Raw genomic sequence first — 26,048 nt, forward strand, 5'->3', positions numbered from 1 at the left:
GCACAGCACAAGCACTACAGACTGATGACGCCAACACAGCCACCGTGAACGAAGCCCAATTGAATCAATTGGAACCACGCATCGTTAGCGTCGCCAATGGTCGCGTCGTTGCCAGCTGGATTCAGCGTCACCGCTATTCCAACGTCGATGGTTTGATCAACGACTGGAACAACAATGTCACAGATACGCTGCGTCTGGCCACGTTTGCTAACGCTACCTGGAGCGACGCATTCTCTGTTGCGCAGTCTCGCCTAGATGCCTTCAGTCCGCGCCTGGCTAAACTAAGCAGCGACAGCGTCGCGCTGGCCTGGACGCAGTTGAATGATCCCCGCACCGGCTCGCACAATGCGCTCAAATTTGTCCGCTACAGTTTTGCCACCGGCATCAGCAACATCGAAACCCTGGGCGAGATCAAAGACCCCTACAGTTTCGCGCTCAGCGCCAACGGCCAGAACAACGCCAGCCTGACCTGGAGCAACGACACGCAAATCACCGCCGCGGTACTGAAATAAAAAACAAAAAGGGCTCCCATCGGAGCCCTTTTTTATTGCCGTATAAAATCCTGCTAGGCAATCAACATCGCATCGCCATAACTGAAAAAACGGTAACGCTCTCGCACTGCATGCTCGTACGCGGCGAGCATTTTTTCACGACTGCAAAACGCCGACACCAGCATCAGCAAGGTCGAACCGGGCAAATGGAAATTGGTGACCAGTGCGTCGATCACTTTGAATTCATAACCGGGAAAAATAAAAATTTCGGTGTCACCTTCAAACGGTTTTAATTCGCCACCATGGGCCTGTGCCGCGCTTTCCAGCGAACGCACCACGGTGGTTCCCACCGCAATCACCCGGCCACCACGCGCTTTGGTTGCGCGAATGGCATCGACCGTTTCGGCACTGACATGAATGCGCTCGGCGTGCATTTTATGTTCGTGAACATTATCCACACGCACCGGCTGAAACGTACCTGCGCCAACATGCAAAGTCACAAATGCCGTGTGAACACCTTTCTGTTTCAGACGCGCGATCATGTTTTCATCAAAGTGCAAACCAGCGGTAGGCGCCGCCACCGCACCGGGTTCGCGGGCAAACACCGTTTGGTATCGCACCTTGTCGTCATCATCGGCTTCGCGTTCCATGTAGGGCGGCAGCGGAATACGGCCTTTGGCTTCCAGCTGTTCCAGCACCGAACGCTCACCAAGGAATTTCAGATGAAACAAGTCACCGTCTCGGCCCAAGACTTCGGCCTCCAGCTCGCCTTCGAGAATCAGCTTGCGACCCGGCTTGGGCGACTTACTGGCACGGGTATGGGCCAGCACTTCGTGTTCATTCAGAATGCGCTCGACCAGAACCTCAACCGCACCGCCGCTGTCTTTCTGCCCAAACAGACGCGCAGGAATCACGCGGGTATCATTGAACACCAGCAAGTCATTGGGCTGAATCAAATCGAAAATATCGCGAAACTGCAGATCGGCAATCTCGCCGCTGATTTTATCGAGTTTCAGCAAACGACTGCCCTGACGCTCCGCCGCCGGGCGTTGCGCGATCAGTTCGTCGGGCAGATCAAATTGGAAATCGGAGAGTTGCATGATCAGAAGTTGCGCATCAACAATCCCAGTGACACATCGCCCTTGGCTGCTTCCGGCAACGGAATGCGCACCTGATAACCTCCGCCCAGCGCTTCCTGCATTTCGCGGCCGCGCTGATCGGTCATCGCCGGCAAACTGAAATTAATGTTGCCGGTAGGCAGCATCAGCTCCAGACTGTCACCCACGCCGAATTTGTTTTTCACATCGATGTCGACCCAGCGATTCTGTTCATCCACCGCTGTGATTTCGCCGACAAATTGCTGCTGGGTCGCCACCGAATTGCCGGTGGCGTAGTTTTGATATTCTTCAGGCACGTGACGACGATAAAAACCTTCGGTGTAACCACGATTGGCCAGATTATCCAGCGCCATCATCAAATCCTTGTCGATGTTTTCACCACGCTGTGCGGCATCAATCGCCATGCGATACACCTGCGCGGTGCGCGCCACGTAGTAGTGCGACTTGGTGCGGCCTTCAATCTTCAGTGAGTCGACGCCAATCTGCATCAGGCGCTGCACGTGCTGTACCGCGCGCAAGTCCTTGGAGTTCATCACGTAGGTGCCGTGTTCGTCTTCGTAAACCGGCATCAGCTCGCCAGGGCGGCCACCCTCTTCGAACATGTAAACTTTTTCTTCGATGCCTTCGACCTGACCGGGCTTCATGATGACCGGCATCTCGATTTTTTTGATGTCGCCGGAAACATCGGTCTCGGCTTCGTGGACCTTGTAGTCCCAGCGACAGGCGTTGGTGCAGGTGCCTTGGTTGGGGTCACGTTTGTTAATGTAACCGGACAGCAGACAACGACCGGAGTAGGCAATGCACAGCGCGCCGTGGACAAACACCTCGATTTCCATGTCCGGACATTTCTGGCGGATTTCCTCCACCTCGTCCAGTGATAGCTCGCGTGACAGGATGACGCGCTCAATGCCCACCGATTTCCAGAACTTCACCGCCGCCCAGTTCATGGTATTGGCCTGTACGGACAGATGCACCGGCATCTCCGGCCACTTTTCGCGTACCATCATGATCAGGCCGGGATCGGCCATGATCAACGCGTCCGGGCCCATGGCCACCACTGGCGCCATGTCGGTCATGTAGGTCTTCAGCTTGGCGTTGTGTGGCAGTATGTTACTGGCCACAAAGAATTTTTTGCCCAAAGCATGGGCTTCGTCGATGCCCACCTGCAGGTTGTCCATGTCAAAATCATTGTTGCGCACCCGCAGACTGTAGCGCGGCTGACCGGCATACACGGCGTCGGCGCCATAGGCAAAGGCGTAACGCATGTTCTTCAGGGTCCCGGCGGGGGATAACAGTTCAATGGACATGGCTAAATACTACTCAAACGAAACGGGCGCGTATTCTACCCTACGCGCCCGGATTGGGGCAAAACCTTGTAAATCACTCAGCTATACGGCTTCGGGCTGGTCGATGCGGGGGAAGGACGCCGCGTAGCGGGAAATCCATTCGGCGGCGGCCTGCTGGCCGGTCAGTTGCCGCCCCTCACGGGCAAATACTTCGCGCTTGTAGTGCTCGATATGGCAGACCTGCTCCACCATGCGGGTTTTGAACGCCTCGTCCTGGGACAACAGCTCGGCGCCCACCTCGTAGCCACCGCCCTGCAATTGCTTGCACCAGCGGACATGGGCACTGGCCTCAAACGGTGGCTGCACCGCCGAAATGCGGACCCGCACCAAACTGCCCAATTCCACCTGCCGCGAACAGACGAATGACAACCCGCCCAAGCTCACGTTGGTCAGCCGCTCATTTCCACCCTGCTGGGCGCCTACTACTTCAAATTCAATTGGGATATCCGATGGATGGCGAATATAACGTCGCATGTGTCGATCTCCTTGGCCAAGTCGTTTTTTTTGTTGTTGGCGAACTTCATAACTATAGACCAATCCATGCCAATTTCATTCCGCCTTGCTGAGCAACATTTTTATCTCCCCCAGCAACGCCTCATCCAGCGCCAGTCCTTGGTGCCGCAAATAATTGCCCAAACTGATCAATGCAGGTGCCGCCTGTGTCGCCCGCTGCACATGACGACTTGTCGCCACGGCATTGATCAATTCCCGCTGCAGTTGACGCTCCAAATCCAACTCTACCTTCAGCACGGTTGAACGCAGCCACGCCGCATTTTGCTGTTTGTCCGACCGCCGCTGCTGACGAAACGGGATCAGCACCTCACGATTCATTCGTTCAAACGCGGCTATGTCGTTGGCAAAAAATTCGGCGGTCAACACCTGACGCTGCTCGCCCTGCCATAAACAAAACAGCAACATGTTCACGCTCAAGCCGTATTTGTCCTGCAACGTCAAACAGGTTTGTTTCATCGCAGGCTGCTCGTAACGCTCAACGCTGAATTGCCAGAAATCAGCCGCCAAACGATCAATACGCGATGAACTCATGGCGCCTCCGCGCTGATAATCACCTCAAACTGCTCCAACCCTCCACCGGGTGTGAACGCTTCCTTGGGCATGGGATTCTGATGTGCGGTTTTAAAATCGGCACTCTGCACCCAGTCATGAAACGCCTGCTCGCTGGCCCAGGTGGTTTCCACCACGTACGGCGTCTGCTCGCTCACCGGTTTTAAAATCCGCATGCGTACAAATCCCGGTTGTTTGTCGATTTGCCCGGCGCGCTTGCGAAAACGCTGCTCAAACAAATCTTCGTAGCCTGCTGCCACCGGCACGCGATTGGTCACCACAAACATTTCTGACTCTCCTTTAGTTCACTCGCTGCAATTCGTAACCGGAATACCACGCCCGTCCCTGAGCATCAAATTTCACCCGTTCGCCCAATCCCGTACCTATCCCCGGAATGCGCATTTCCTGCGCCGACACCGGCACCAATGGCAGACGCATTTTCAGCGGCACCCAATATGGCAGTTTGTACTCAAAGAAATAATAACCGTCGGCAAATTTCAACTCGCCCGCAGTCACCTCGTAATGCCGCAGCAACGAATCCATTTGCGCCGGCGCATAACGCCCACGCCGCGAGTTCCAAACCGCCGTTGGTTTCACCGGTGCCAATGCCTGGGCAAACAAGTAATTTACGCCAAGATACGACACCACCGCCACCCGCTGCCCCTGCACACTGGTCGCCGCCACGCTCACCTGCGCAATCCAGTCCAACTTCAACGGAATCAGGCCAAACAAATCATACTCCAGCCGATACCAGCCATCGCCGCGCGGAATCAGCCGAAAATCCCAGCCCAACAAATTCACATCGTATTCATTACCGTCTTTCGTCACCTGCAACAACCCCAAAAATCCTGCATAAGCCGGCGCGAAAGGTTCAAGCGCGGTGGCCAACGGTGGAACCGACACCTCATCACTGGCCTGCACTCGCCCCAGCCGCGCCTCCAGCATTACCCGCAGCGCAGCGTTACTCATTTTTTCCACCGCCCGAAATGACTGTGACGAATTGGCCGCAACGACAACCCCTATATTTAACTCCGGCACAAACGCCACCCGGCTGCGATGAGTCATGGCCGCGCCCAGACTCCACACCATCTGATACTCGCGCATTGCCGGCAGTGGACCCAGTCGCCAGGCAAAGCCCACGTCGCGCCCCAGGTCCCGTTCCACCTGACTGTTTTGCACCGACATCATCTGCCGACGCAAATGCTCTGGCAGCACGCCATCACCGCCGCGCTGCATCATCTGGATCGCCAGCGTCGCCACATCTTCAACGCTGGAATTCAACCCTACTGCAGGCAAATCCCGCGTGGGCAGCAATGGCCGCCGCTCCTGTTTTTTGTAACCCACCGCCATGCGCGGTGCGTATTTATCACGCAAGCTGTAGCCCGACGATTCGAGGCGCAGCGGTGTGAAAATTTTCTGCTGCATGTACTGCGCAAACGGCTGGCCTGACACCACCTCAACCACTCGCCCCAGCAAATCGTAGCCAAGGTTTGAATAGGCAAACACGTAATCCACCGGATACGAAGCGGCAACGTCTTTCATTTGCGTTTGCCATTGTTGAAGCGAAATCGGCTGCTCTTCCCACATGCCTTTAAACTGGCTCAGCGGCAAACCTGCGTGGTGCGACAGCAAGCGCCGAATGGTGATCGCCTGCAACGACTGCCCAGCCGGCATCACCATGGAAAACTGTGGCAAATAGCGCGTCACTGGCGCATCCAGATCAACCTTTCCCTGCGCCACCAGTTGCATGATCGCCAGCGCGGTGAATGTGCTGGAAATGGAACCCTGCTGATACACCGTGCGTGCGGTGGCAGGAATTTTATTTTCCTTGTCGGCATAACCGACACCGTCCGACCAAACGATACGATCGCCATCAATCAGGGCAATACTCATCCCGGCGATGTCTTCGTCATCCATCAGCTCGGTCATTTGCTGGCGCAACTGCTGCGCGACCACCGCATAATCCGGCGCGCTGCGAACCACGGACTCGGCGCTCACCGTCCCGCAACTGATGATCCCCAGCAACATCCCGATGGCGCAATAAAAACGGCGCGAACGCCCTGCAGCTCCCACTTTATTCACTCCAACCACACGTTTCCCTCGAATTCCCATCCCCTGGCCCCACTTGGCACAGCAAATTTCAGGCTCGAACGCCCAGCATCGTGCCGCCGCCCCACTTCACCCACACGCAAAACCTGCTTTCACCGCAGTCCCTTTTCTGCGATAGTAACTTCACATTAGACACTGTACATGCGGCAAAAAATTCCGTGACCACCCGAATCTGTATCATTCGCCACGGCGAAACTGATTGGAACCGTGAAAAACGTATTCAGGGCCAATTGGACATTCCACTCAACGACACTGGTCGCGCCCAGGCGCTGGCCATGGCGTTCAACGCAGCACATCACACTTTTAGCGCAATTTACAGCAGTGATTTATCTCGCGCGCTAGACACCGCAAAGGCACTGGCCAGCCGTGAATCATTGGAAGTGATCGTGTCAGAGCAATTGCGCGAACGCCACTACGGCATTCTGCAAAGCGTGACCAAAGACGAAGCTAAAACCAAGCATCCTCAAGCCCACGCCCGTTACGCCGTCCGCGATTTGCATTACGATTTTGAAACCGGCGAAAGCCTGCTGGCCTTCAGCCAACGCGTCATCACGATTTTCAATGAACTGGCCAGCCGTCATCGGAAACAGCAGATTGCGGTGATTTGTCATGCGGGTGTACTGGATGTGCTCTACCGTCACGCAACCGGTCGGTCACTGGAATCTGCGCGGGATTTTGCCGTTCCCAACTGCGCACTCAATTGGTTTGAACATCGCGCCGGACAATGGCAACTGCGTAGCTGGGATGAGCATCAGCACTTGGGTCGCGTCACCCTGGACTCAGTCGAATGAGCGCGCCATTTCGCCTGGTGTTGCTGCGCCATGGCCACAGTGAGTGGAATTTGACCGATCGCTTTACCGGCTGGACCGATATCGCGCTCACCGACATCGGCTTGCAAGAAGCCGCGCTCTGCGGCCGCATCATCGCCGAGGCCGATTTTGCATTTGACGAAGTCCATCTGTCAGCACTCAAACGCACTCGCCAGACAGCCGAACAATTACTGCTTGCCGCCCAACATCCCGCGATTCCCATGCACACCAGTTGGCGACTCAACGAGCGCCACTATGGCGAGCTACAGGGGCTCGACAAACAACAGATTTTTGCCCAATGGGGAAAAGAACAATCACGCCGCTGGTGGCGCGGCTTCACCGATGCACCGCCCGCTCTTGATCACAGCGACCTGCGCCATCCTCGCCACGACCCACTTTACCGTGATATCGAGCCGCAGCTAATGCCCGGCAGCGAAAGTTTGCAACAATGCCAGCAGCGACTCATCCCCTACTGGCAACAAACCCTCACGCCTCGCATCCAGGCCGGACGACGCCTGCTGGTCGTCAGCCACGGCAACACGCTGCGCGCACTGCGCATGCACGTCGAAGATATTTCGCCCAAAGACATCGAACAGGTGGAAATTCCTTCCGCCCAGGCGCTGGTCTACTACTTTGACCAGCACATGCGCCTACTCGACAGCCAGTGGCTGGCCGCCGAGTAAACCGATCAATCCGGCCAAACGCGGCGCGAAGGGATGAATCGAATCGGAGCATCCTCATCATCTGCCCGACGACGCGAATCCGCCAAAGGAATGCTCTGCTGCACTTGTTCTACAGCGTCGTCCCTGTCCTGATTTTTTTTCGCGCCGCGTACACTGGCGCTCAATTTGTCTGCCAATTTTTGCGTCATTTCTGCATTACCTCATCAATCAACGAATCTATTTCTTGCACAGCCGCCTGGCCGCGCTTGCCGACACAATACACACTCGCCCCTTCAATGGCACTGGTGCGATAAATTGAACGTCGATTCAGCATGGCATTCAGCGCCGGAATTTCAAACTCCATCAGCGCCTGCTGCATCGCCCGCGACAAGGCATTACGTGATTCCAGTTGGTTCACCACCATGAATGCCTGCAACTGCGGATGACTGAGTCGCATCTGCTCCAGCGTCTTTGCCAAACGCACGCTGGCCCACAGATCGATTGGCGAAGGCAGCACCGGAATCAGCACCTTGTCCGCAACCGACATCGCCAGACGACTGACCTCGGTCTCCAACGTCGGCGGACAATCAATCACCACGTACTGGTAGTCTTGGCGAAACCGGTTCACCTCGCGCGCCAGATTGCCGGCGACATTGATCACCGACACCGGGAAAGGCCGCGCATCCGGTGCCAGCCCGGCCCACTGCCCGGCAGATCCCTGCGGATCAGCATCCACCACCAGGGTTCGCCCCCGCCGTGCCAGCCCAGCCGCCAGATTCATACTGAGAGTGGTCTTGCCGGTCCCACCTTTTTGATTGGAAATCGCCAATATCTGCGCTGTCATGCCCTGTTCGCTTCAGCCATGTTTATCTGCCGATGATATAACCATTGTTTATAAAAAAATGCAAATAGCATAAATCAATACCTATCCCTGCATCCCATCTATACCAACAATGACTATACCACCACAAAATAAAAAAGCGCGGCCATGCCGCGCTTTTTTGACCAGCCAACAATAAACGGGACTAGAAACGAGCTGTCACACCCAGAGTCATCAAGATTGAGTCTTCACTCATGCTATACAGCGATGGAGAGCATAGATTCGTCATAAAACCGTCACAGAAATGTACAGTTAAGCGTCTTGACTTGCCAGACATCAATTAGGCCGCTTTACGTGGATAAGATTTATTCAACGAAGCGTAATAGGCATCTATCCAGTTGAGTAACGCGTTGGCGGGCATGGGTCGGGCAATACCGTAGCCCTGCGCATATTCGCATCCCAGGCTGAGCAAAATATCTCCTTGCTCTTTGGTCTCAACTCCTTCAGCAACCACGCTAAAACCAAGGTTTTTTGCCAGACTCACCATGGAATTTACGATGGCGTGATCCTTGTTGCCGGGCTGAATTTTCTCAACAAACATACGATCCACTTTCAATTCATCGATTTCAACATTACGAATTGATTTAAACGAAGTAAACCCGCTGCCAAAATCGTCAATGCTAATGGAGAATCCCAACGAGCTGAGTTTCCCAAGAATTTGATAGGCCTGATGACTACTGGATGCCAGTGTCGTTTCGGTAATTTCCAAGGTAACAGAACAGGTATCAATGCCGCACGATACAATCCGGTCTTCCATCCAGCGAAGAAACGGCAAACTGTCGAGCATTCTGGCAGAAATATTAATTGCCACAGGAATGTTATATCCTGCTTTTTTCCAGACATGAAGCTGCTCAAACACCATATCGATACTCAAATAGGTCAACTCACAAATCAGGTCGCTGCGCTCGGCCATGGGAATAAAATTACTTGGCATAATGATGCCAAACTGCGGATGATTCCAGCGGATCAATGCCTCAGCCCCCAAAACCTCATTATCAATCAAACTCACCTTGGGCTGATATTCCAAAAACATCTGCCGCTCACGAATTCCGCTAATCAAATACTGAGTGACAGGAATTTTCGAATCACTATCATTACTGCCATCCTGATACGCCTCGTATTTTCTACCCGCACGCTTGGCACTGTACATTGCGAAATCGGCGTTCGATATCAGCGTTTGATGTGCATTGCCATGGTGTGGATATCGTGCAATTCCAATGGACGCCCCCACTTGCACAATATTATCGCCTACAGCAATGGGCTGGGAAATGGCCGCGCTTATTTTTTCAACGCACATCAAAGCATCTTGCCCGGTTTGTACATCGTGCAGAATCGCTGCAAATTCATCCCCCCCAACCCTGGCGAAGGTGTCGCTGCGTCGCGCTACCGCCTGCAATCGATCACCAATAACAGCCAGCACCGCATCTCCCGCCGCATGCCCCAAACTGTCATTCACCTCTTTGAACAAATTCAGGTCAATCATCAACACAGCAAAGCTGGCATTATTTCTTGAAGCGGAAAGAATGGACTGCTTTAATCGGTCAAAAAATAAATTTCGGTTTGGTAATTTGGTCAGGCTGTCGTACAAACTTAAGATTCGCAGATTTTCATTCGCCTCACGCAACTTATTTTCCAAGTTGGCAGCATGCAACGCTGACTCCATCGCCGAAAACAGCGTCTCCGCCGTTAAGCCACGCTTAGGAAGATAATCATGAACACCATGCTTAAGTGCATTTACCGCCGTTTTTTCATCGCCCATACCGGTAATCATAATGGTGGGCACATGCGAAAGATTTTCGCCCTCCAGCGCCTGCAGAAGCTCAGTTCCGGTCATATCACCAAGCCGATAATCCAGTAACAAAATATCGAACGGCTGCTCTTTTAACAAAGCCAGAGCAGCCTTTCCAGATGTTACCTGAACAATTTCAGCATCTACTGATATCTTTCCTAAAAAACGGCAAATCCGTTCACGATCGACATCGTCATCATCAACTACTGCGATGCGTATTTTGTGATCGCCTCCGATATTAGACAACATGTCAATATCTATGGAGTCAGAATATTTTTTCGATGACATCATAGAAAAACCACCACCCTTTGAGCGATAATCCACCAAAAGCATCGACAGCACCATGACGAGGTGAAAAAACGCCCATCATTAACCCGCGGCTCGCAATGGCAACCTTACGGCCTCTCGATACCCGACCAGCAAGTGCGCCAATCTGGCAAACTGTGGCCCAACCAACGATTTAACCATGTAGCCAGCGATATGCTCCGCATAGGCTCGGGTACGGTCATTATCATCATTAGATGTGGTCAGGATAAAAACAACATCCGATGAAAGATTTTCATCCGCGCGAAGCTCTTGTAAAAACTCAAATCCATTCATTCTCGGCATATTCAAATCAAGCAGAATGACATAGGGATGGTTAATAACTTTTTCCTTGTTTTCGCCGCGCAATATGGCCAGCGCCTCAAGACCATCGCCTGCGGTCACCACAGGAAATTGAACATTATTTTTTTTGAAACTGCGTATTACTGACTCACAGGCAACATCATCGTCGTCAACCAATAGCACAGTAATCGTTTCTGAATTAGTCATTAATATCACTCCTTGCATAGCGAGGCCATGTAAAATAAAAACTTGTACCTCGGCTCCCATCATTAGAGGCAACACGAATGGAACCACCATGCGCCTCTACCAAACGTTTGCAGACAGCCAAACCAACCCCCGATCGGGTTTTATCATTTGCCGATAGTGTCTGAAATAACTTAAACACCCGCTCATGGGCATTCGATGGAATACCGGGTCCATCATCACTAACCTCGAACTTGCACACAGAACCATCTTCATCCACAACAATACGGATATTTCCAGCCCCTTTATCATTGTGCTTTATGGAATTACTGATCAAGTTTCTCAATACAGTCTCGAGAGGAACATCGTAGGAATGCATATCTCCCATGTATCCCTGCTTTTCAATCTTGAAAGTGGGCGGAATATCTAGCACGGACAGAACGCTATCCAGCGATTCTCCAATATTAAACTTCTTGGCCTCTCCCTGTTTCTTGCCAGATTTTGCATAGGACAACAAATCTTCTATAAGTTTTTCAGTTCGATGGATTCTCAGATGAATTCGCTCAATGTTATTTTTTACATCCGCAGAAATATTTTCACCCAAATCTTCCTCTATCCACTCAATTAACGAGCCTATGCCGCGCAACGGTGATTTCAAGTCGTGAGACGCCACATAAGTAAATTCATCCAGGTCTGCATTTGCCTGCTGCAATTTTAACTCGGCCCGCTTTCGCTGAGTAATATCGGTAATGGTTGCAATAACACTCATCTGACTGCCAAACTTTATTGGATTAAGACCAATCTCAACCGGAATTTCTTCGCCATTTTTGTGTAATCCGGTTAAATCCCGCTCTCCACCCATTGCTCTGACCGCAGGCTGGCCAACAAACCCCTGCCGCAAAGCCACATGCGATCCACGATATCGATGCGGCAACAGCATTTCCACCGGATTCCCCTGCATGTCTGCCAGCGTATAACCAAAAATTCGCTCTAATTGTTGATTGGCATGTGTAATCGTTCCATTCATATCAATAATCAGCATACCCACCGGCGCCGCATCCACCACCTGTCGGAAATTTTTTTCCATGTCATAACGTGATGCCACATCAACCACCGTAGCGACCACTCTTAATCCATGCGGGGTAGACACGGGATTCAAACCAATTTCCACCATCATCTGGCTGCCGTCCTTGCGTTTGGCATACAATTCCCGGCCTCTACCCATGATGCGTTTTTCCGGGAAATTAAAAAAACCACTGAGGAGGACCTGATGGTTGTTATTTTTATCATCGGGTATCAAGGATGCGATTAAAGCTCCGTCCAGCTGTCCTTGCTCATAACCAAACATCCGACACAGTTCGTCATTCGATTGCTCTATGACGCCTTTTGAATTACACACCATAACCCCGGCAGGAAATGCATTAAGCACTTCCTGACTAAAAACCGCCGTGCCATTACTAAATTGGTCGAATGAACGCGCCTCCACCCTGACCTCCTTAATTTTTAGAACCGTCTGATGGAATAAAATATTTGGATAATTATTGTTATCACCAGACCGTTAACGTAATTTGGCGACAGCAATTAAGTAAATATTTGTAACTGCCTAGAGAATTCATGGCAGCAAAAATGGGGAAATACTGGATTGAGCACAACTGATGGCAACAAGCCTTTCCAGCGCGCCACAAAAATAGTGGTATTAACCACAATCAATAGAAATAATTTTTTAAATGGTCTGACACAGCCCAGCTAGGCAATTAATGGCAAATAAATTTAGATGCTTGCATAACAGCTTGTGGCAAAAATATATTACGCGGATTAAAAAGAAGAGGCGGGAATAAACGGAGCAGCCTGGCAGCTGCTCCGGCAGAAAGTCAATTAGCGTTTTGTCTTCGCCTTCGCTTTGTCGATATTGCTTTGTTCGACCCACTCTTTGGCTTCCGCCTTTTCGCGACGCTTCTGCCGCTCTTTTGCGTTTTGCGCCTTGAGCAGCACTGAGATCTCTTTTTTGCCCCAGTCCATGGCATCATCATCGTCGGAAAAACCGTCCTTGCTCATGGTCACCAGCACCTTGGTGCGTGACACCTTACGGACGATATCAGCGCGCCAGCTCCCGTTTTCTTCGGAAACCACGCACTCGTATTTTTTACTCTTTGCCATCAGTTCTATCTCATCACTCTGTATCTGGTCCGGGAGCCGCATGCCTAGATCATCGCCCCAAGCATGCCGGTCCGGCGCGGATTTTATCATGGATACATCCCCGGCATGGTAACAAAACACCGCCAAGGCCCACTCTGGCCGCCGCCATCCCTCCTCCTGGAGTAACTGATCATGGGTCAGAAAAAGGCAAACCATTGATCAGAGACAGGTTTCATCCCGGAAAACAGATCTGTGTCACCCCTTGGGGATGGCCCTCCACAACTCATGCAGGCGCTTGTCCGAAACCGGCTTGAGGGTTTTCAGGTCCTGCGCAAACAGCGAAACCCGCAACTCTTCGATCATCCAGCGGAATTCGACCAACTCGGCGCGGTCCGTCTCTGCAGCGCGAGTTTGGTACAACTCCCAGAGCTTCTGACAGCTAAGCATGCGCTCCCTGTCCTTGGTCTCATTGCCCGGCAGACGATCAATACGGCGCAACATCGCCTGCAGGTAGCGCGGCAGATGCTGCAGCCAGCTCCACGGCGTGGACCAAACAAAACCTTCGTGAACAAGTTGTGCGGCCTGATTTTTTATATCCGCCAATGAATGCAACCACAACGGCGAAGTACGTCCTTTTAGTTTTTTATTCAGCTCGTGATAGGCTTCCAAAGCCTCAGCCACGGCCTTGCAGTAATCGTTTGTCATGCTGACCAGTTTGGGCGAACCTTGCTGCAGCCGCTGCTCAAATTCAGCCTGAGTTCGAATATCGGCATTGTCCGCCAGAAAAACTTCGCGAAAGACCGCACGAACAAAATCTTCCTTGAGATCATTGCATTTGCCGACAGCGCTATACTGCAAACACATGCGATCAATTCCCGGCAAATTTTTCAGCAGATACTTCGCCTGTTTACCGGCACACAACATGAACAGCCGCAACAATCCCTGCGCGTGCTGTTGTCGGGCATCGATGGGATCCCCCAGCACCTTGATCGCCACACTTTCGCCGTCATCGATCAGCGCAGGATAACCTTTGACGGCCATGCCACTCTGCTTAATATCGATTTGCGCAGGCAAGTCGGCAAAACTCCAGCTCTGCAAGCCACTCTGCTCCAGAGTATTGTCCGGCAGCTTGGCAAAGCTTTTGTCCAGCTTGCCCTTCATCCTCGCACGCAAATCATTCAGATCACGACCACTGGCGATTAGTTTGCCATTTTCATCATGTACGCAAATATTCATGAACAAAAACGGTGGCAGGTTTTGCATTTGCCACTGGTCACGCGGCACCTCGACACCGGTCATGCGTTTCAACTGATGGGTCAAACTTTCCAGCAGATCATCCTTGTCGCTCGCCGTCATCTTCTGCAGGCAGGCCTGCGCGAAATTGGGGGCTGGAACAAAATTTTTACGCAAACTTTTTGGCAAACTTTTGATCAGCTGCAGCAGTTTTTCCTCCAGCATGCCTGGCACCAGCCATTGCAATGGCGCTTCCGGCAACGTGCTGAGCAATCCCAGTGGCACGTGCAAATTGACGCCATCATTTTCATTGCCCGGTTCAAACTGATACGACACCCTGTAGGTGTTACCCGCCAGACTCAACTGCTCCGGGTAGCGATTGGCAGTAACATGATCCGCCTGTTGCCGCATCAAATCCTGCATGGTCAAAAACAGCAGTTTGGAATTTTCCTGCTCGGCCTGCTTGCGCCAGGTATCAAATGTTTTCAGCGAATAGACCTGCTCGGGAATGCGCTGCAGATAAAATTCCGCCAGCACTTCATCGTCGACCATAATGTCCTGCCGACGGGTCTTTGCCTCCAGCGTTTCCACCTCGGCCACCAATTGCTGGTTGTGTTTAAAGAATGCTGCGTGAGTATTGATTTCACCCGTGACCAAACCATGGCGAACAAAAATTTCGCGCGACTCTGCCGGCTCGATCGGGCCGTAGTTAATTTTTCGTTTTGCCACCACCGGCAAACCGTACAAGCTGACGCGTTCAAACGCCGCGACCTCGCCCACCCGTTTCTCCCAGTGCGGATCAAAATAGCTGCGTTTGATCAAATGCACCGCCATCGGCTCTATCCAGTCAGGATCAATTTTCGCCACCACCCGCGCATACACCTGCGCGGTCTCGACGATCTCCGCTGCCATCACCCATTGCGGTGATTTTTTGAAAAGCCCTGAACCAGGAAAAATATGAAAGTGACGATTGCGTGCACCGAGAAATTCGTTTTTCTCCAACTTCAGGCCGATATTGCCGAGCAGACCACTGAGCAGACTGCGATGTATGGCCGAAAAATCAGCGTCATTGTCATTTTCACGCAACTCCAGCTCGGTTGCGATCTGCCGCAATTGGCCAAGCACTTCGCGCCATTCGCGATAGCGCACATAGGAAATGAATTCCTTTTTGCACAAGGCACGGAATTTGTTTTGTGACAAATGCCTTTCCTGCTCCTGCAAATACTTCCACAGGTTGATGAAGCCAATAAAATCGGAAGACTCATCCGCAAAGCGACGATGTTTTTCGTCCGCCGCCTGCTGCTTTTCCATCGGCCGTTCGCGCGGGTCCTGGATACTGAGCGCCGCACAGATAATCAGCACCTCGTGCAGTGCGCCCCATTGACCGGCACTGATCACCATCCTCGCCAATCGCGGATCCACTGGCAGGCGCGCCAGTTTGCGTCCAGCCTCGGTGAGACGGAATTTTTCGTCCACCGCTTGCAGCTCAAACAACAAGCGCTGACCATCTTTCACTAGACGATCATCGGGCGCATCAACAAACGGAAAACGGCTGACATCGCCCAAGCCCAGCGCCGCCATTTGCAAAATAACGCTGGCCAGATTGGTGCGCAAAATTTCTGCGTCAGTAAATTCGGCGCGGGAATTAAAATCCTGTTCACTGTACAGGCGAATACACACTCCCGCCGACACACGCCCACAACGACCGCTACGCTGATTGGCCGATGCCTGAGAAATGGCCTCGACGGGCAGTCGCTGAATCTTACTGCGATAGCTGTAGCGACTGATGCGCGCCAAGCCCGTGTCTATCACATAGCGAATGCCTGGCACGGTCAACGAGGTTTCCGCAACGTTGGTCGCCAATACAATGCGACGTTTACCGCCGCTGGGTTTGAAAATCAGATTTTGCTCTGCGGCACTCAGGCGTGAAAACAACGGCAGAATTTCTGTGCCCGGCGGATGATGCTTGCGCAGCGCCTCAGCGGTTTCGCGAATTTCGCGCTCACCGGGTAAAAATATCAGCACATCGCCCGGGCCAATACGGTGCAATTCATCCACGGCATCAATAATAGCTTGTTCCAGGCAACCATCGCGCTCATCGTCATCCTCGCCCAGCAACGGGCGATAGCGAATCTCCACCGGATAGGTGCGACCTGACACCTGAATAATCGGCGCATTGTTGAAATGCCGCGAGAACCGCTCCGGATCAATGGTGGCCGAAGTGATAATCACTTTCAGATCGGGACGTTTGGGCAACAACTGTTTGAGATAACCAAGCAAAAAATCGATATTCAAACTGCGTTCGTGCGCTTCATCAATGATCAGCGTATCGTACTGATTGAGGAATCGATCGCCCTGGGTTTCAGCCAGCAAAATACCGTCGGTCATCAGTTTGATGCGTGAGCGCTCTGACACGTGATCAGAAAAACGCACTTTAAAACCAACCAGGCTGCCCAGTTCTGATTTCAATTCTTCAGCTATGCGCGCCGCCACGCTACGCGCAGCAATACGACGTGGCTGGGTGTGGCCAATCAATCCATCCACTCCACGCCCCAGGGCCAAGCAGATTTTGGGTAACTGTGTGGTTTTACCTGAGCCGGTTTCGCCGCAAACAATCACCACCTGGTGCTCGGCAATGGCGCGGGCAATTTCTTCGCGCTTTTCCACCACCGGTAATTGTGAATCGTATTCCAGCACAACGTCCTGCATGCTGCGCTGGGCACGCACGGCCATTGATTGCGCCACGGCATCAGCTATTTTTTGCAGTGGCTGGTCTATCGGCTGATTTTGTTTTTGTCGCTGCTCGAGCTGGCCAATGCGCCGACTCAGGTCATGACGATCTTTGAGCAGACATTGTGCTAACTGCTCACGCAGGGATGATAACGAATGGGACACGGCGATCAGTCTTGCAGTTTTTTCTTGGCATTAATCCACAGCGCTTCCTGCCGATCCAGCGGCAGTTGCGCAAATTCTTCGCCTGCGTCTCGCGCCAATTGTTCCATGGTGCGAAAACGTTGTTCAAACCGGCGATTGGTACCACGCAGAGCAGCATCACTGTCCACACCAAGATGGCGTGCCAGATTCACCACGGCGAATAACAAATCGCCCACTTCGTCCTGAATATGCTGTTGATCACCCTGCTGTAGCGCGTCGTGGATTTCGTCGATCTCTTCATTGATTTTGGCAAACACGCCACTGACATCCGGCCAGTCAAAACCAACGCGCTTGGCTTTGGTCTGTAATTTCTTTGCCCGGGTCAGCGCTGGCAATGCACTGGTCACGCCATCCATTGCACTGGGCACCTGCTCGGCCTTGCCCTTGGCCACGCGCTCGGCGGTTTTGATTTGTTCCCAGTTTTGCTTAATGTCATCAGTGCTGTTGACCTGAACATCGGCAAACACATGCGGATGGCGGCGCAGCATTTTTTCGGAGATTGCCTGCACCACATCAGCAAAATCAAAACGCTTTTCTTCCTTGGCGATCTGCGCATAGAACACAACCTGGAACAACAAATCACCCAGCTCGTCTTTCAGCTCGGCATAGTCGTTGTTTTCGATGGCCTCGGCCACTTCATAGGCTTCTTCCAGCGTGTACGGCACGATGGTTTGGTAAGTTTGTTTTTGATCCCAGGGACAACCGGACTGCGGATCACGCAGACGCGCCATGATATCCAACAGCGCCTGAATATTTTTTAAATCTTGCATTATTTACTTACCCGCCGTGCTTCCAGCACGCTTTGTATCTGTAACAATCGCGCCAACGCACGATTCAGATGATCACCACCACGCACTTCCAGCGTCAAACGCATGTGTGCACTGTGAACCTTTCTATCGCTGTGGGTGTTGACGGCCAGCACGTTGACCTCTTCGCCTGCCAGCACCGAAGTAACATCGCGCAGCAAGCCAGAACGATCCATGGCTTCAATCTCAATGTCCACTTCAAAACTGCCGCGGCCACCCCAGTGAATATCAATGAATCGTTCAGGTTCCAGCGCGCGCATGTGCTCAACATTGGAACAACTGCGACGATGCACCGTCACACCACGGCCTCGAGTGATAAATCCAACCACATCATCACCTGGCATCGGCTTACAGCAGCGCGCAAGGCTAGTCATCAAATCACCGACGCCTTGCACCACCACCTTGCCGCTGTTGAGCGTTGCCTTGGTGAGGTGAACATCGTCATCCTGCATTGGCTGTGTTTCGGGCTGCAAGTCTTCCACGGCGTGCAACAACTGCTGCAAACCCAGTTCACCACGACCAACGGCGGCATAAATATCTTCTGCGGTCTGGTAATTAAATCGCTTGCACAGGGCATCCCAAGGCCAACCGGCCAGCTTGTCTTTGCCCACTTCTTTTTGCAGCGTACCCTTGCCGCTTTCGATATGTTCGCGACGAAACTGCGCACGGAACCAGGCTTTAACCTTGCTGCGCGCCCGTGATGTTTTCAGATAACCAAAATGCGGCACCAACCAATCGCGACTGGGACGCGCTTCTTTGGCGGTGATAATTTCCACTTCCTGACCACTGCTCAGCGGCGTCGTCAACGGTACCATCTGGCCGTTAACCTTGGCACCGCGACAACGGTGCCCCAGTTCAGTGTGCACGCTGTAGGAAAAATCCAGCGGTGTTGCACCGGCAACCAGCTCTACCACTTTGCCTTGCGGAGTCAGCACGTAGATGTGCGCTTCATCGCGACTATCTTCGAGCCCGGGCACCGGGCAGACATCGCCAGACAACATCATCCGCAGCGATTCTATGCGTTTTTCCAGGGCCTCATCGCGCTTGCTGCTGCCGCCTTCTTTGTAGCGCCAGTGTGCTGCCACACCCAGCTCGGCAAATTCATGCATTTCATGGGTGCGAATTTGCACTTCAATGGTTTTTCCTTCGGGCCCATGCACCGCGGTGTGCAGTGATTGATAGCCGTTGGCTTTGGGGGCAGCAATGTAATCGTCGTATTCACCGTGCACAAATGGCCACACGGTATGCACCACGCTCAGCGCGGCATAGCATTGGGTAATGTCATCCACCATCACCCGCAAAGCGCGCACGTCGTACAGATCTTTAAAATCCAGATCCTTGTTTTGCATTTTTTTCCAGATGGAAAAAAGATGTTTGGGCCGACCATAAACCTTGGCTTGAATGTGCGCCGCCTGCAGCGCATAACTGAGTTCGCCCACCACCTGCTGAATATACCGCTCGCGATCCACGCGCCGTTCCTCCAGCGCGCTGGCAATGCGTTTATATTCCTCAGGCTGCGAAAAGCGAAACGCCAGATCTTCCAGCTCCCACTTGAGCTGACCAATCCCCAGCCGATTGGCCATGGGCGCAAACACGTAACGGGTAAATGCGGCTTCGCGCTTGATCATGTCGGCGGGCGCACCTTTCAGGTGACGCATGCGTAGCAGTTGATGCCCCAACAATAAAAATGCCAGTCGGACATCTTTCATCATCGACAGCAGCATCAATTGATGACCACCGGATTTCAAATCCGCACCACTGAGCCAGGGCGCATTCACGTCCAGCAGGCGACACATCTCGCCATAGGACTGGCCGATACGCGCCCCCAGCCGGGCTTCAATCGCGGCTTGACGAGCAAGCTCACCATCGAATGCCTCGTACAAAAAACCGGCAACGATCAGTTCGTAATCCACATTAAGCTGATTCAGAATCCCGGCGAGTTCATCTGCCAGGTCCACGCGACTGGACCGGCCTTCTTCGACCAATTGATGGGCGATTTCCAACTGGGCAATGGCGGCACGGCCCCAACTGGCATCGGGATTGAAGACGTAATTCATTTTCATGGCGCTATTGTACCGCGAAGATCACAGGGGGCACAGGGTGGCGGTGAATCTAGTCCAGATCGGCCTCGCTCAGGCCATATTGGGTCAGGCAGGGCTTGGCGGCCTTGGCTTGATTTCGGCCACTTTCCTTGGCGTCGTAAAGCGCCTGGTCGGCCTTTTCAATCAAACTGGTGGTCGTATCGCAATCGATGGCGGGCTCGCAACAGGCCACACCCAGACTGATGGTCACGTGGTCACTCACCTTGGAGTAGCCATGCGGCATATTCAGTTCATTCACGGCCTGATTGAGTTTTTTCGCCAGTTGAAATGCTGAGCGTAAATCATTTTCCGGCAGCACAATAACAAATTCCTCACCACCATAGCGGGCAAACAAATCAGTGGATCGGCGGAAAAACTTGTTCAAACATTCCACCACTAATCGTAGGCATTCATCGCCAGCCTGGTGGCCATAATTATCGTTATAGGGTTTGAAATAATCGATGTCGACCAGTATCAATGCCAGACTGGTTTTGGTGCGCATGGCACGCTTCCATTCGGTATCCAGAAATTCATCAAACCGTCTACGGTTAGCAATTCCCGTCAAGCCATCCAGGCTGGAAAGTCGCTGCAACTCGGCATTACTGTCTTCCAGCCTTCTCTGCAAATCACGTAACTGTCGGTAGGCTTCATCGCGCTCCATCTGCGCCAAATAGCTTTTAGTGTGCGCCCGAATGCGCGCAATCAATTCAATTTGATCCGGCAGCTTGACCAGATAATCACTGGCACCGGCACTAAATGCCAAGCTTTTATCACGTGGATCCTCACGCGAAGACAACACAATCACTGGCACCATTTCTGTAATCGTATTGGCGCGATAAAACCGTACCAGCGTCAAACCATCAATGTCCGGCATCACCAAATCCTGCAAAATCACCGTCGGCTTGATTTGATCTGCCATTTCCATCGCTTGTGACGGATCGCTGCAATAGTGAAATGCAATATCCTGCTCATCCGCGAGCATACGACGGATGGCCTCAGCAACCATGCGCTGATCATCCACCAACAGCACCACAGGATTACGAATACAGGTAATCGCTTGGTCCTCTGTGCTGAACTGCTCTGGTTGTTGCTTATCCATGATCCGCCTCGTAGCGTCGCATTAACGCCTTAGCGATATCTGCCGCTGCCAAAACATCGGTGGCAGCCCCCAAATCTACTGCGGCTTTTGGCATGCCATTCACCGCCGCACTTTTTTCGTCCTGGGCCACGGTATAAAATCCCGCCTGCTTCATTTCCAGCATGCCTGCAGCCCCATCTTCACCCATGCCAGACAATAACACTGCACAACAGGGAAGCCGCGCCCGATCGACTACGCTATGAAATAACACGTTCGCTGACGGGCAATATGGCTCGCCAGCTTGCGCCACTTGATAACCCAAGGTTTGACCACGTTTTAACACCACATGCCCCTGACCATTACCCAGATAAACCATACTCGGCCGTAAACGCTCGCCTTCATCAATCAGCTTGACCGTAAAACCACTTTGTTGCTCCAGCCACTGTGCAAATCGAGGAACAAACTCCTTGTCCATGTGCTGGGCAATCACAAAACTGGCTGTTGAATTGCCCGACATCGCTGCCAGCAATTCCATCAGCGCCTGCGGCCCACCCGAGGATGAACCAACCGCCACCAGGTAATGCTGCCTTTTTTTGCCCAAGTCCTCTTGGCTGTTTACGTCTAAGCGCGTGTTTGCTTTAGCCTTTGTCCGTGCAAATCGAGAAATATTCAGTACTAATTGATTTGCCCCCTCCCCTTTCTCGAACAGTGCATAATCAATGACACTAATCCCTTTGACACCACAACTCATCGCCCTGGCGACATCATCGGCCTCGTTTTTATCGCTTTCGATCAGCAAAATCACTGGTACCTGCAAATCCTGACACAGCTCACGCAATTGCTCCTGAGTACTACGACGCACAAACGAGACACACATCAAAACCACATCAGCCGGGCTTTGTACCGACAAGATGCTCAATTCATCCGCATCGCTGGTCATCCAGGTAATGCGCATTCCGCGCACACCGCGCAACGAACTGGCCACCAATGCCATAATTTTAGGCGTGTAACAGGCCACCCCGACCTTCATTCTGACCTCCAGCCAAGCAAATGCCCGATTTGACTGAGGAAAGACTGGTCGTCAAAATCCGCCTTGTTCATGTAAACGGTTCGCCGGTCACCAGCAATTCGCTTTTCCACCATGCTTTGATCCAGTCGAGTCAGTAACAGCACCGCCACTTCGCAACTACGCTCGTTGGCGCGCAAGCGCTCAAGCAAGGCCAAACCATCCACGCCCGGCATATCAATGTCACTGATCAATAAATCGTAATCGTGATTATTCAACGCATCCCACGCAGCAAATCCATCGTGCACTACCTGAACTTCATATCCCTTTGCTTCCAGCAACTCGCGTTGAATATCACACATGGCCGTAGAATCCTCGGCAATGAGTACTCGCCGCCGCCGAGTCCACGCACGCGCCACCAACTGACTGACATCCACATTACTGCTGTCGCGACGATAATTCTCAAACATCTGCAGCAAGTCATCGCAATCGACAATCAGTGACAAGCTGCCATCATCCAGCAAGGTCGCGGCACTGACGCCGCGCAACTGACCAAACATGTGATCCATTCGCTGCTGACTAACTTCCTGTTCACCAAAAATTCGCTCGACCACCAAAGCATGCAACTGCGGCGCCTGACCCAACACAATCACATCCAACTCGTCCGGAAACGTGTCAGGGACGCGTCCACCAAACACTGAGTTGGCGTGAAATAAATTAACCCAGCGACCATCAATCTGAATTCGTGAATGATTATTTTGCCATTGCAACTGACTGGATGGCACAACCAGCAAGCGATGAATACGCCCCAACGGAATAGAGAATGCCTCACCGCAAATCGTGGTTTGCAACACCCGAATGACCGAAATGCTCAGCGGCAGCAACATTTGAAACCGTGTTCCAACCCCAGGGGTAGTGCTGGCATGAATGCTTCCCCCCAGAGACTTGACCGTGTCTTTAACAATATCCAAACCTACGCCACGACCGGAGTATTGATTGACTTCGGTACGCGTAGAAAAACCTGGAACAAACAAAAAGTCCAACAACTCCATTTCATCCAGCGGCGCGAGTTCATTGGCGGTCGCCAGTTTTTTACTGATAATGCGACGACGTAATTTATTTAGGTCAATACCTGCACCATCGTCTGCCAGCACAACAAACAACATGCCCGCACTCTGACTGATTTGCAGCCGCAATTCGCCTTCGGCTGTTTTTCTAACCCGCTGTCGCTCACCAGGCAGCTCAATGCCGTGATCAACCGCATTTTGCACCAAATGTTTTAGTGGCGTATCAATGCGCTCCAGCACATCGCGATCCACTAAGGTACCCAGGCCACTTATGGTCAAACGAACCTCTTTTCCCAGGTTACGGCCTAAATCCCGCACCAGGCGTGGCAATGCCTGAGTCACGTCTGAAAATGGCCGCATGCGGCTGGCCAACACCTCAAAATGCAACTGGTCACTTAAACTCTGCGCCCTACGTTCGTGGGTTTGCAGCTCGGTAAATTGCGACGTCAGCGATTCTCGCAAATCCTCAGCCAGCTTGTGTGTACTGCGCAACTGCTGCAATAGCGCGCTATCGAGCTCAATGTTACTCAACTTACTGCGAAGACGATTAATCTCTGCCACCAATCGGCTTTGCTGCTGTTTGATTTGTGCCAGCGCCTGCAATTGATAACTTAAACGCCGACCTTCAACCACGATTTCGCTGGTCAATCCCAGCATTCGATTGAGCCGGGCAGGCGAAACACGCAGCGCACGTTCACTACTGCGATTAGCCGCTGGAGTACTGGACGCCACATCGGATTCATTGACTCGATCTGTTAGCGGTTCACTTTTTTCAACAACATTATTGCCAACTAATTCAACCTTGTTCGATGACGCCAAAATTTGCTGAATACGCTTTTCAACTTGAGAAAGCTCGGCTTCATGTGCGGCCTCCCACCCCAGCAACTGCTCATCGCTGGCCGCCAGCATCAACTTGAGCTGATCTGCCTGCTTCAACAAAAAATCTACATCTTCACCACGCAACTGCAGACGCTGATTTTGTGCCGCAACAAAACAATCCTCCATCGCGTGTGCAATACGCACAACGGCAGAAATCTCCACCATCCGCGCAGCACCTTTCACCGAGTGAGCAGCTCGCATCATGGCCTGCCATTGTTCAACACCCAGATTTCCCTCTTTTTCCAGGGACAACAGCCCATCCAGCAACTCTGTCAACGGTGCTTCAGTTTCAACACGAAACAGATCCATCATCGATGCCGTGCTATAATCTATTTCTTTTTTGGCTGATGGATTATTTGTGCCTTTGGGGGGAGTTTGGTTTTTATGACCAGTCCCTGCCTGAAGCCAATTGGAAATTTGTTTTTCAATAGCTGAAATTTCACCTTCGTGCCGAGATTCGTATGACATCAGGTCATCCTCGTCCAGCACAACAATACCGCGAATTTTGTCAGTAAGTTTTAGCAGAAAATCTACGCCATCAATGGACAGCTCAACTTCACCGCGCTGCGCAGCCACAAAATAATCTTCCATAGCGTGTGACAACCGAGTCACCGCACCGATCTTCACCATGCGTGCCGCCCCCTTAATGGAATGCGCCGCACGCATCAATCCTTCCCACTGCGTCACTGCTAATTGCGGCTCCTTTTCCAACGGCAACAAATGATCACTGAGCCAATCCAACTGACCTTCCACTTCCATGCGGAATAATTCGATCATCGACATGGACCCGTAATCTGACATTACGCCAACTCCTTGCGTATCCGCTGCTCCAACAACGTCATGTCCAGCTTATAAATGGCATAGGATTCCCCCCGTTGAGAAACCCGCAATTCACCTTTGATGAAATGCCTAACTGCCTCACTGCATTCCACTTTCTCTTGCAATTCCTTGAAATAGAAATGTGTCACATCGCGCACTTCATCCACTGCGGTGGCCACACGCAATGTGCCGTAGTTGAGCACCACCATTCGCTCGTAGCGTCCAGGCGTATTTCTGCGCTGATTTTTTTCATCGCGCGCCACTCCCAACAAGGCAGACAGCGATATACAGGGCATCACTTCCCCCTGAACGGCAACGACGCCCAGCACACATTCATTACTGCGAAATGGTACGCGATGGACTTCGGCAATTTGACTGATGAGGTGAACTTGTTCGGTGGCAATACCAATCCATGTGCTGCCCAGGCGCAGTGGCAATAACGATGCGTCACCATGGGACACCAGCTCATCGCCCGTTGCCGTCAATGGCAATGGCTGCTCTCCACTGCGTGCGCGCCGATCAAATAATTCTCGAGCCGCTTTCGCAAATACGTCACAGTTTGGCAGTGAATTACCCGAGCCAACTCAGAACAGGTGCCGGGCTTGTCCCCCAGCACACCGATGTGGCGCCAGCAGGCGTTGCTGATAATGTCTTGCTGGCGTTGGCCGGTCATACAGCGTCATCGCAAAGGTTATTTGCCCACCTTGAAGCGAGACACACTCGCCTGCAAGGATTGGGCGGAATCATTCAGACGGTAAGTGGCGCGATTAGCTAAACGCAGCGACTCAACGGTTTGTTGTGCATCTTCGTTCAGCTTGATCATCGCCTCGTTAATTTGCTCCGCCCCTTGAGATTGGAAATGCATCGCTTGATGCACCGCCTCAAAACGCGGACTGAGCGTTTCTACCAGATCGATAATTTCCGACTGCTGCTTGCTGACGATCTGCACCTCGT

Annotated in this window: 24 protein-coding genes; 3 read left to right on the top strand and 21 right to left on the bottom strand. The window is 52.3% G+C overall.

Features of this window, described 5'->3' with window-relative positions:
- The coding region (locus tag OEW58_10990) for a hypothetical protein (protein MDH5301875.1) at positions 1-512 on the top strand (512 nt) is incomplete at its 5' end.
- A 53-nt stretch (positions 513-565) separates the two neighbouring features.
- Here the strand turns inward: OEW58_10990 and queA are convergent.
- The 6 genes from queA to OEW58_11020 form a co-directional block, all read right to left on the bottom strand.
- The gene (gene queA / locus OEW58_10995) at positions 566-1,591 is read right to left on the bottom strand and encodes a tRNA preQ1(34) S-adenosylmethionine ribosyltransferase-isomerase QueA (GenBank protein ID MDH5301876.1); all 1,026 of its coding nucleotides are present in this window, start codon (positions 1,589-1,591) and stop codon (positions 566-568) included.
- Positions 1,592-1,593: 2 nt separating this feature from the next.
- Positions 1,594-2,916, bottom strand: a complete 1,323-nt coding sequence (yegQ, locus tag OEW58_11000; protein ID MDH5301877.1) for a tRNA 5-hydroxyuridine modification protein YegQ — start codon at positions 2,914-2,916, stop codon at positions 1,594-1,596.
- Positions 2,917-2,997: 81 nt separating this feature from the next.
- A complete protein-coding gene (locus OEW58_11005) occupies positions 2,998-3,429 on the bottom strand; it encodes a PilZ domain-containing protein (protein MDH5301878.1) in 432 nt (143 codons plus the stop codon).
- Positions 3,430-3,504: 75 nt separating this feature from the next.
- Entirely contained in the window at positions 3,505-3,999 is a 495-nt protein-coding gene (locus OEW58_11010; protein ID MDH5301879.1) for a TIGR02444 family protein, read from the bottom strand.
- The gene (locus OEW58_11015; GenBank protein ID MDH5301880.1) at positions 3,996-4,304 is read right to left on the bottom strand and encodes an antibiotic biosynthesis monooxygenase; all 309 of its coding nucleotides are present in this window, start codon (positions 4,302-4,304) and stop codon (positions 3,996-3,998) included. Before OEW58_11015 ends, OEW58_11010 begins: the two co-directional genes overlap by 4 nt.
- Before the next feature lie 13 nt (positions 4,305-4,317).
- Positions 4,318-6,099, bottom strand: a complete 1,782-nt coding sequence (locus OEW58_11020) for a beta-lactamase family protein (GenBank protein ID MDH5301881.1) — start codon at positions 6,097-6,099, stop codon at positions 4,318-4,320.
- 185 nt (positions 6,100-6,284) lie between these two features.
- Here OEW58_11020 and OEW58_11025 point away from each other — a divergent pair, with 185 nt between their 5' ends.
- Together OEW58_11025 and OEW58_11030 are read left to right on the top strand one after the other, a co-directional pair.
- Positions 6,285-6,917 (top strand): histidine phosphatase family protein, encoded by a 633-nt coding sequence (locus OEW58_11025; protein ID MDH5301882.1) that lies wholly within the window; start codon positions 6,285-6,287, stop codon positions 6,915-6,917.
- Positions 6,914-7,618, top strand: a complete 705-nt coding sequence (locus tag OEW58_11030) for a 2,3-bisphosphoglycerate-dependent phosphoglycerate mutase (protein MDH5301883.1) — start codon at positions 6,914-6,916, stop codon at positions 7,616-7,618. Before OEW58_11025 ends, OEW58_11030 begins: the two co-directional genes overlap by 4 nt.
- Before the next feature lie 5 nt (positions 7,619-7,623).
- On the opposite strand, the gene OEW58_11035 is transcribed toward OEW58_11030, so the two are convergent.
- The 15 genes from OEW58_11035 to OEW58_11105 all read right to left on the bottom strand — a co-directional run.
- A complete protein-coding gene (locus OEW58_11035) occupies positions 7,624-7,806 on the bottom strand; it encodes a hypothetical protein (protein MDH5301884.1) in 183 nt (60 codons plus the stop codon).
- Entirely contained in the window at positions 7,803-8,441 is a 639-nt protein-coding gene (locus OEW58_11040) for an AAA family ATPase (GenBank protein ID MDH5301885.1), read from the bottom strand. Before OEW58_11040 ends, OEW58_11035 begins: the two co-directional genes overlap by 4 nt.
- A gap of 316 nt (positions 8,442-8,757) precedes the next feature.
- Positions 8,758-10,557 carry an EAL domain-containing protein gene (locus tag OEW58_11045; GenBank protein ID MDH5301886.1) on the bottom strand — a complete coding sequence of 600 codons (1,800 nt, stop codon included), beginning with the start codon at positions 10,555-10,557 and terminating at the stop codon, positions 8,758-8,760.
- Positions 10,558-10,635: 78 nt separating this feature from the next.
- A complete protein-coding gene (locus tag OEW58_11050) occupies positions 10,636-11,079 on the bottom strand; it encodes a response regulator (protein ID MDH5301887.1) in 444 nt (147 codons plus the stop codon).
- Positions 11,072-12,541 carry a PAS domain S-box protein gene (locus OEW58_11055; protein ID MDH5301888.1) on the bottom strand — a complete coding sequence of 490 codons (1,470 nt, stop codon included), beginning with the start codon at positions 12,539-12,541 and terminating at the stop codon, positions 11,072-11,074. Before OEW58_11055 ends, OEW58_11050 begins: the two co-directional genes overlap by 8 nt.
- Before the next feature lie 389 nt (positions 12,542-12,930).
- Positions 12,931-13,302, bottom strand: a complete 372-nt coding sequence (locus OEW58_11060; protein MDH5301889.1) for a DUF3622 domain-containing protein — start codon at positions 13,300-13,302, stop codon at positions 12,931-12,933.
- A 144-nt stretch (positions 13,303-13,446) separates the two neighbouring features.
- The gene (gene hrpA / locus OEW58_11065) at positions 13,447-17,319 is read right to left on the bottom strand and encodes an ATP-dependent RNA helicase HrpA (protein ID MDH5301890.1); all 3,873 of its coding nucleotides are present in this window, start codon (positions 17,317-17,319) and stop codon (positions 13,447-13,449) included.
- Positions 17,320-17,324: 5 nt separating this feature from the next.
- A complete protein-coding gene (gene mazG, locus OEW58_11070) occupies positions 17,325-18,128 on the bottom strand; it encodes a nucleoside triphosphate pyrophosphohydrolase (GenBank protein MDH5301891.1) in 804 nt (267 codons plus the stop codon).
- Entirely contained in the window at positions 18,128-20,227 is a 2,100-nt protein-coding gene (locus OEW58_11075; GenBank protein MDH5301892.1) for a bifunctional (p)ppGpp synthetase/guanosine-3',5'-bis(diphosphate) 3'-pyrophosphohydrolase, read from the bottom strand. The genes mazG and OEW58_11075 overlap by 1 nt, the downstream gene beginning before the upstream one ends.
- A 49-nt stretch (positions 20,228-20,276) precedes the next feature.
- On the bottom strand, positions 20,277-21,344 hold the full coding sequence (locus tag OEW58_11080) for a diguanylate cyclase (GenBank protein MDH5301893.1): 1,068 nt from the start codon (positions 21,342-21,344) through the stop codon (positions 20,277-20,279).
- A complete protein-coding gene (locus tag OEW58_11085) occupies positions 21,337-22,353 on the bottom strand; it encodes a hypothetical protein (protein ID MDH5301894.1) in 1,017 nt (338 codons plus the stop codon). The genes OEW58_11080 and OEW58_11085 overlap by 8 nt, the downstream gene beginning before the upstream one ends.
- Entirely contained in the window at positions 22,350-25,076 is a 2,727-nt protein-coding gene (locus OEW58_11090) for a hybrid sensor histidine kinase/response regulator (protein MDH5301895.1), read from the bottom strand. Before OEW58_11090 ends, OEW58_11085 begins: the two co-directional genes overlap by 4 nt.
- On the bottom strand, positions 25,076-25,585 hold the full coding sequence (locus OEW58_11095; protein ID MDH5301896.1) for a chemotaxis protein CheW: 510 nt from the start codon (positions 25,583-25,585) through the stop codon (positions 25,076-25,078). The genes OEW58_11090 and OEW58_11095 overlap by 1 nt, the downstream gene beginning before the upstream one ends.
- Positions 25,576-25,767 carry a hypothetical protein gene (locus OEW58_11100; protein ID MDH5301897.1) on the bottom strand — a complete coding sequence of 64 codons (192 nt, stop codon included), beginning with the start codon at positions 25,765-25,767 and terminating at the stop codon, positions 25,576-25,578. Before OEW58_11100 ends, OEW58_11095 begins: the two co-directional genes overlap by 10 nt.
- 18 nt (positions 25,768-25,785) lie before the next feature.
- The coding region (locus tag OEW58_11105; GenBank protein ID MDH5301898.1) for a methyl-accepting chemotaxis protein at positions 25,786-26,048 on the bottom strand (263 nt) is incomplete at its 5' end.

The sequence above is a fragment of the Gammaproteobacteria bacterium genome (assembly GCA_029884425.1).
Lineage (GTDB): Bacteria > Pseudomonadota > Gammaproteobacteria > S012-40 > S012-40 > JAOUHV01.

Excerpts from the sequence above, each read along its gene's own strand:
- queA (MDH5301876.1), bottom strand. The coding sequence starts at position 1,591 with ATGCAACTCTCCGATTTCCAATTTGATCTGCCCGACGAACTGATCGCG.
- yegQ (MDH5301877.1), bottom strand. The coding sequence starts at position 2,916 with ATGTCCATTGAACTGTTATCCCCCGCCGGGACCCTGAAGAACATGCGT.
- OEW58_11005 (MDH5301878.1), bottom strand. The coding sequence starts at position 3,429 with ATGCGACGTTATATTCGCCATCCATCGGATATCCCAATTGAATTTGAA.
- OEW58_11010 (MDH5301879.1), bottom strand. The coding sequence starts at position 3,999 with ATGAGTTCATCGCGTATTGATCGTTTGGCGGCTGATTTCTGGCAATTC.
- OEW58_11015 (MDH5301880.1), bottom strand. The coding sequence starts at position 4,304 with ATGTTTGTGGTGACCAATCGCGTGCCGGTGGCAGCAGGCTACGAAGAT.
- OEW58_11030 (MDH5301883.1), top strand. The coding sequence starts at position 6,914 with ATGAGCGCGCCATTTCGCCTGGTGTTGCTGCGCCATGGCCACAGTGAG.
- OEW58_11035 (MDH5301884.1), bottom strand. The coding sequence starts at position 7,806 with ATGACGCAAAAATTGGCAGACAAATTGAGCGCCAGTGTACGCGGCGCG.
- OEW58_11040 (MDH5301885.1), bottom strand. The coding sequence starts at position 8,441 with ATGACAGCGCAGATATTGGCGATTTCCAATCAAAAAGGTGGGACCGGC.
- OEW58_11045 (MDH5301886.1), bottom strand. The coding sequence starts at position 10,557 with ATGATGTCATCGAAAAAATATTCTGACTCCATAGATATTGACATGTTG.
- OEW58_11050 (MDH5301887.1), bottom strand. The coding sequence starts at position 11,079 with ATGACTAATTCAGAAACGATTACTGTGCTATTGGTTGACGACGATGAT.
- OEW58_11060 (MDH5301889.1), bottom strand. The coding sequence starts at position 13,302 with ATGATAAAATCCGCGCCGGACCGGCATGCTTGGGGCGATGATCTAGGC.
- mazG (MDH5301891.1), bottom strand. The coding sequence starts at position 18,128 with ATGCAAGATTTAAAAAATATTCAGGCGCTGTTGGATATCATGGCGCGT.
- OEW58_11075 (MDH5301892.1), bottom strand. The coding sequence starts at position 20,227 with ATGAAAATGAATTACGTCTTCAATCCCGATGCCAGTTGGGGCCGTGCC.
- OEW58_11080 (MDH5301893.1), bottom strand. The coding sequence starts at position 21,344 with ATGGATAAGCAACAACCAGAGCAGTTCAGCACAGAGGACCAAGCGATT.
- OEW58_11085 (MDH5301894.1), bottom strand. The coding sequence starts at position 22,353 with ATGAAGGTCGGGGTGGCCTGTTACACGCCTAAAATTATGGCATTGGTG.
- OEW58_11090 (MDH5301895.1), bottom strand. The coding sequence starts at position 25,076 with ATGTCAGATTACGGGTCCATGTCGATGATCGAATTATTCCGCATGGAA.
- OEW58_11100 (MDH5301897.1), bottom strand. The coding sequence starts at position 25,767 with ATGACCGGCCAACGCCAGCAAGACATTATCAGCAACGCCTGCTGGCGC.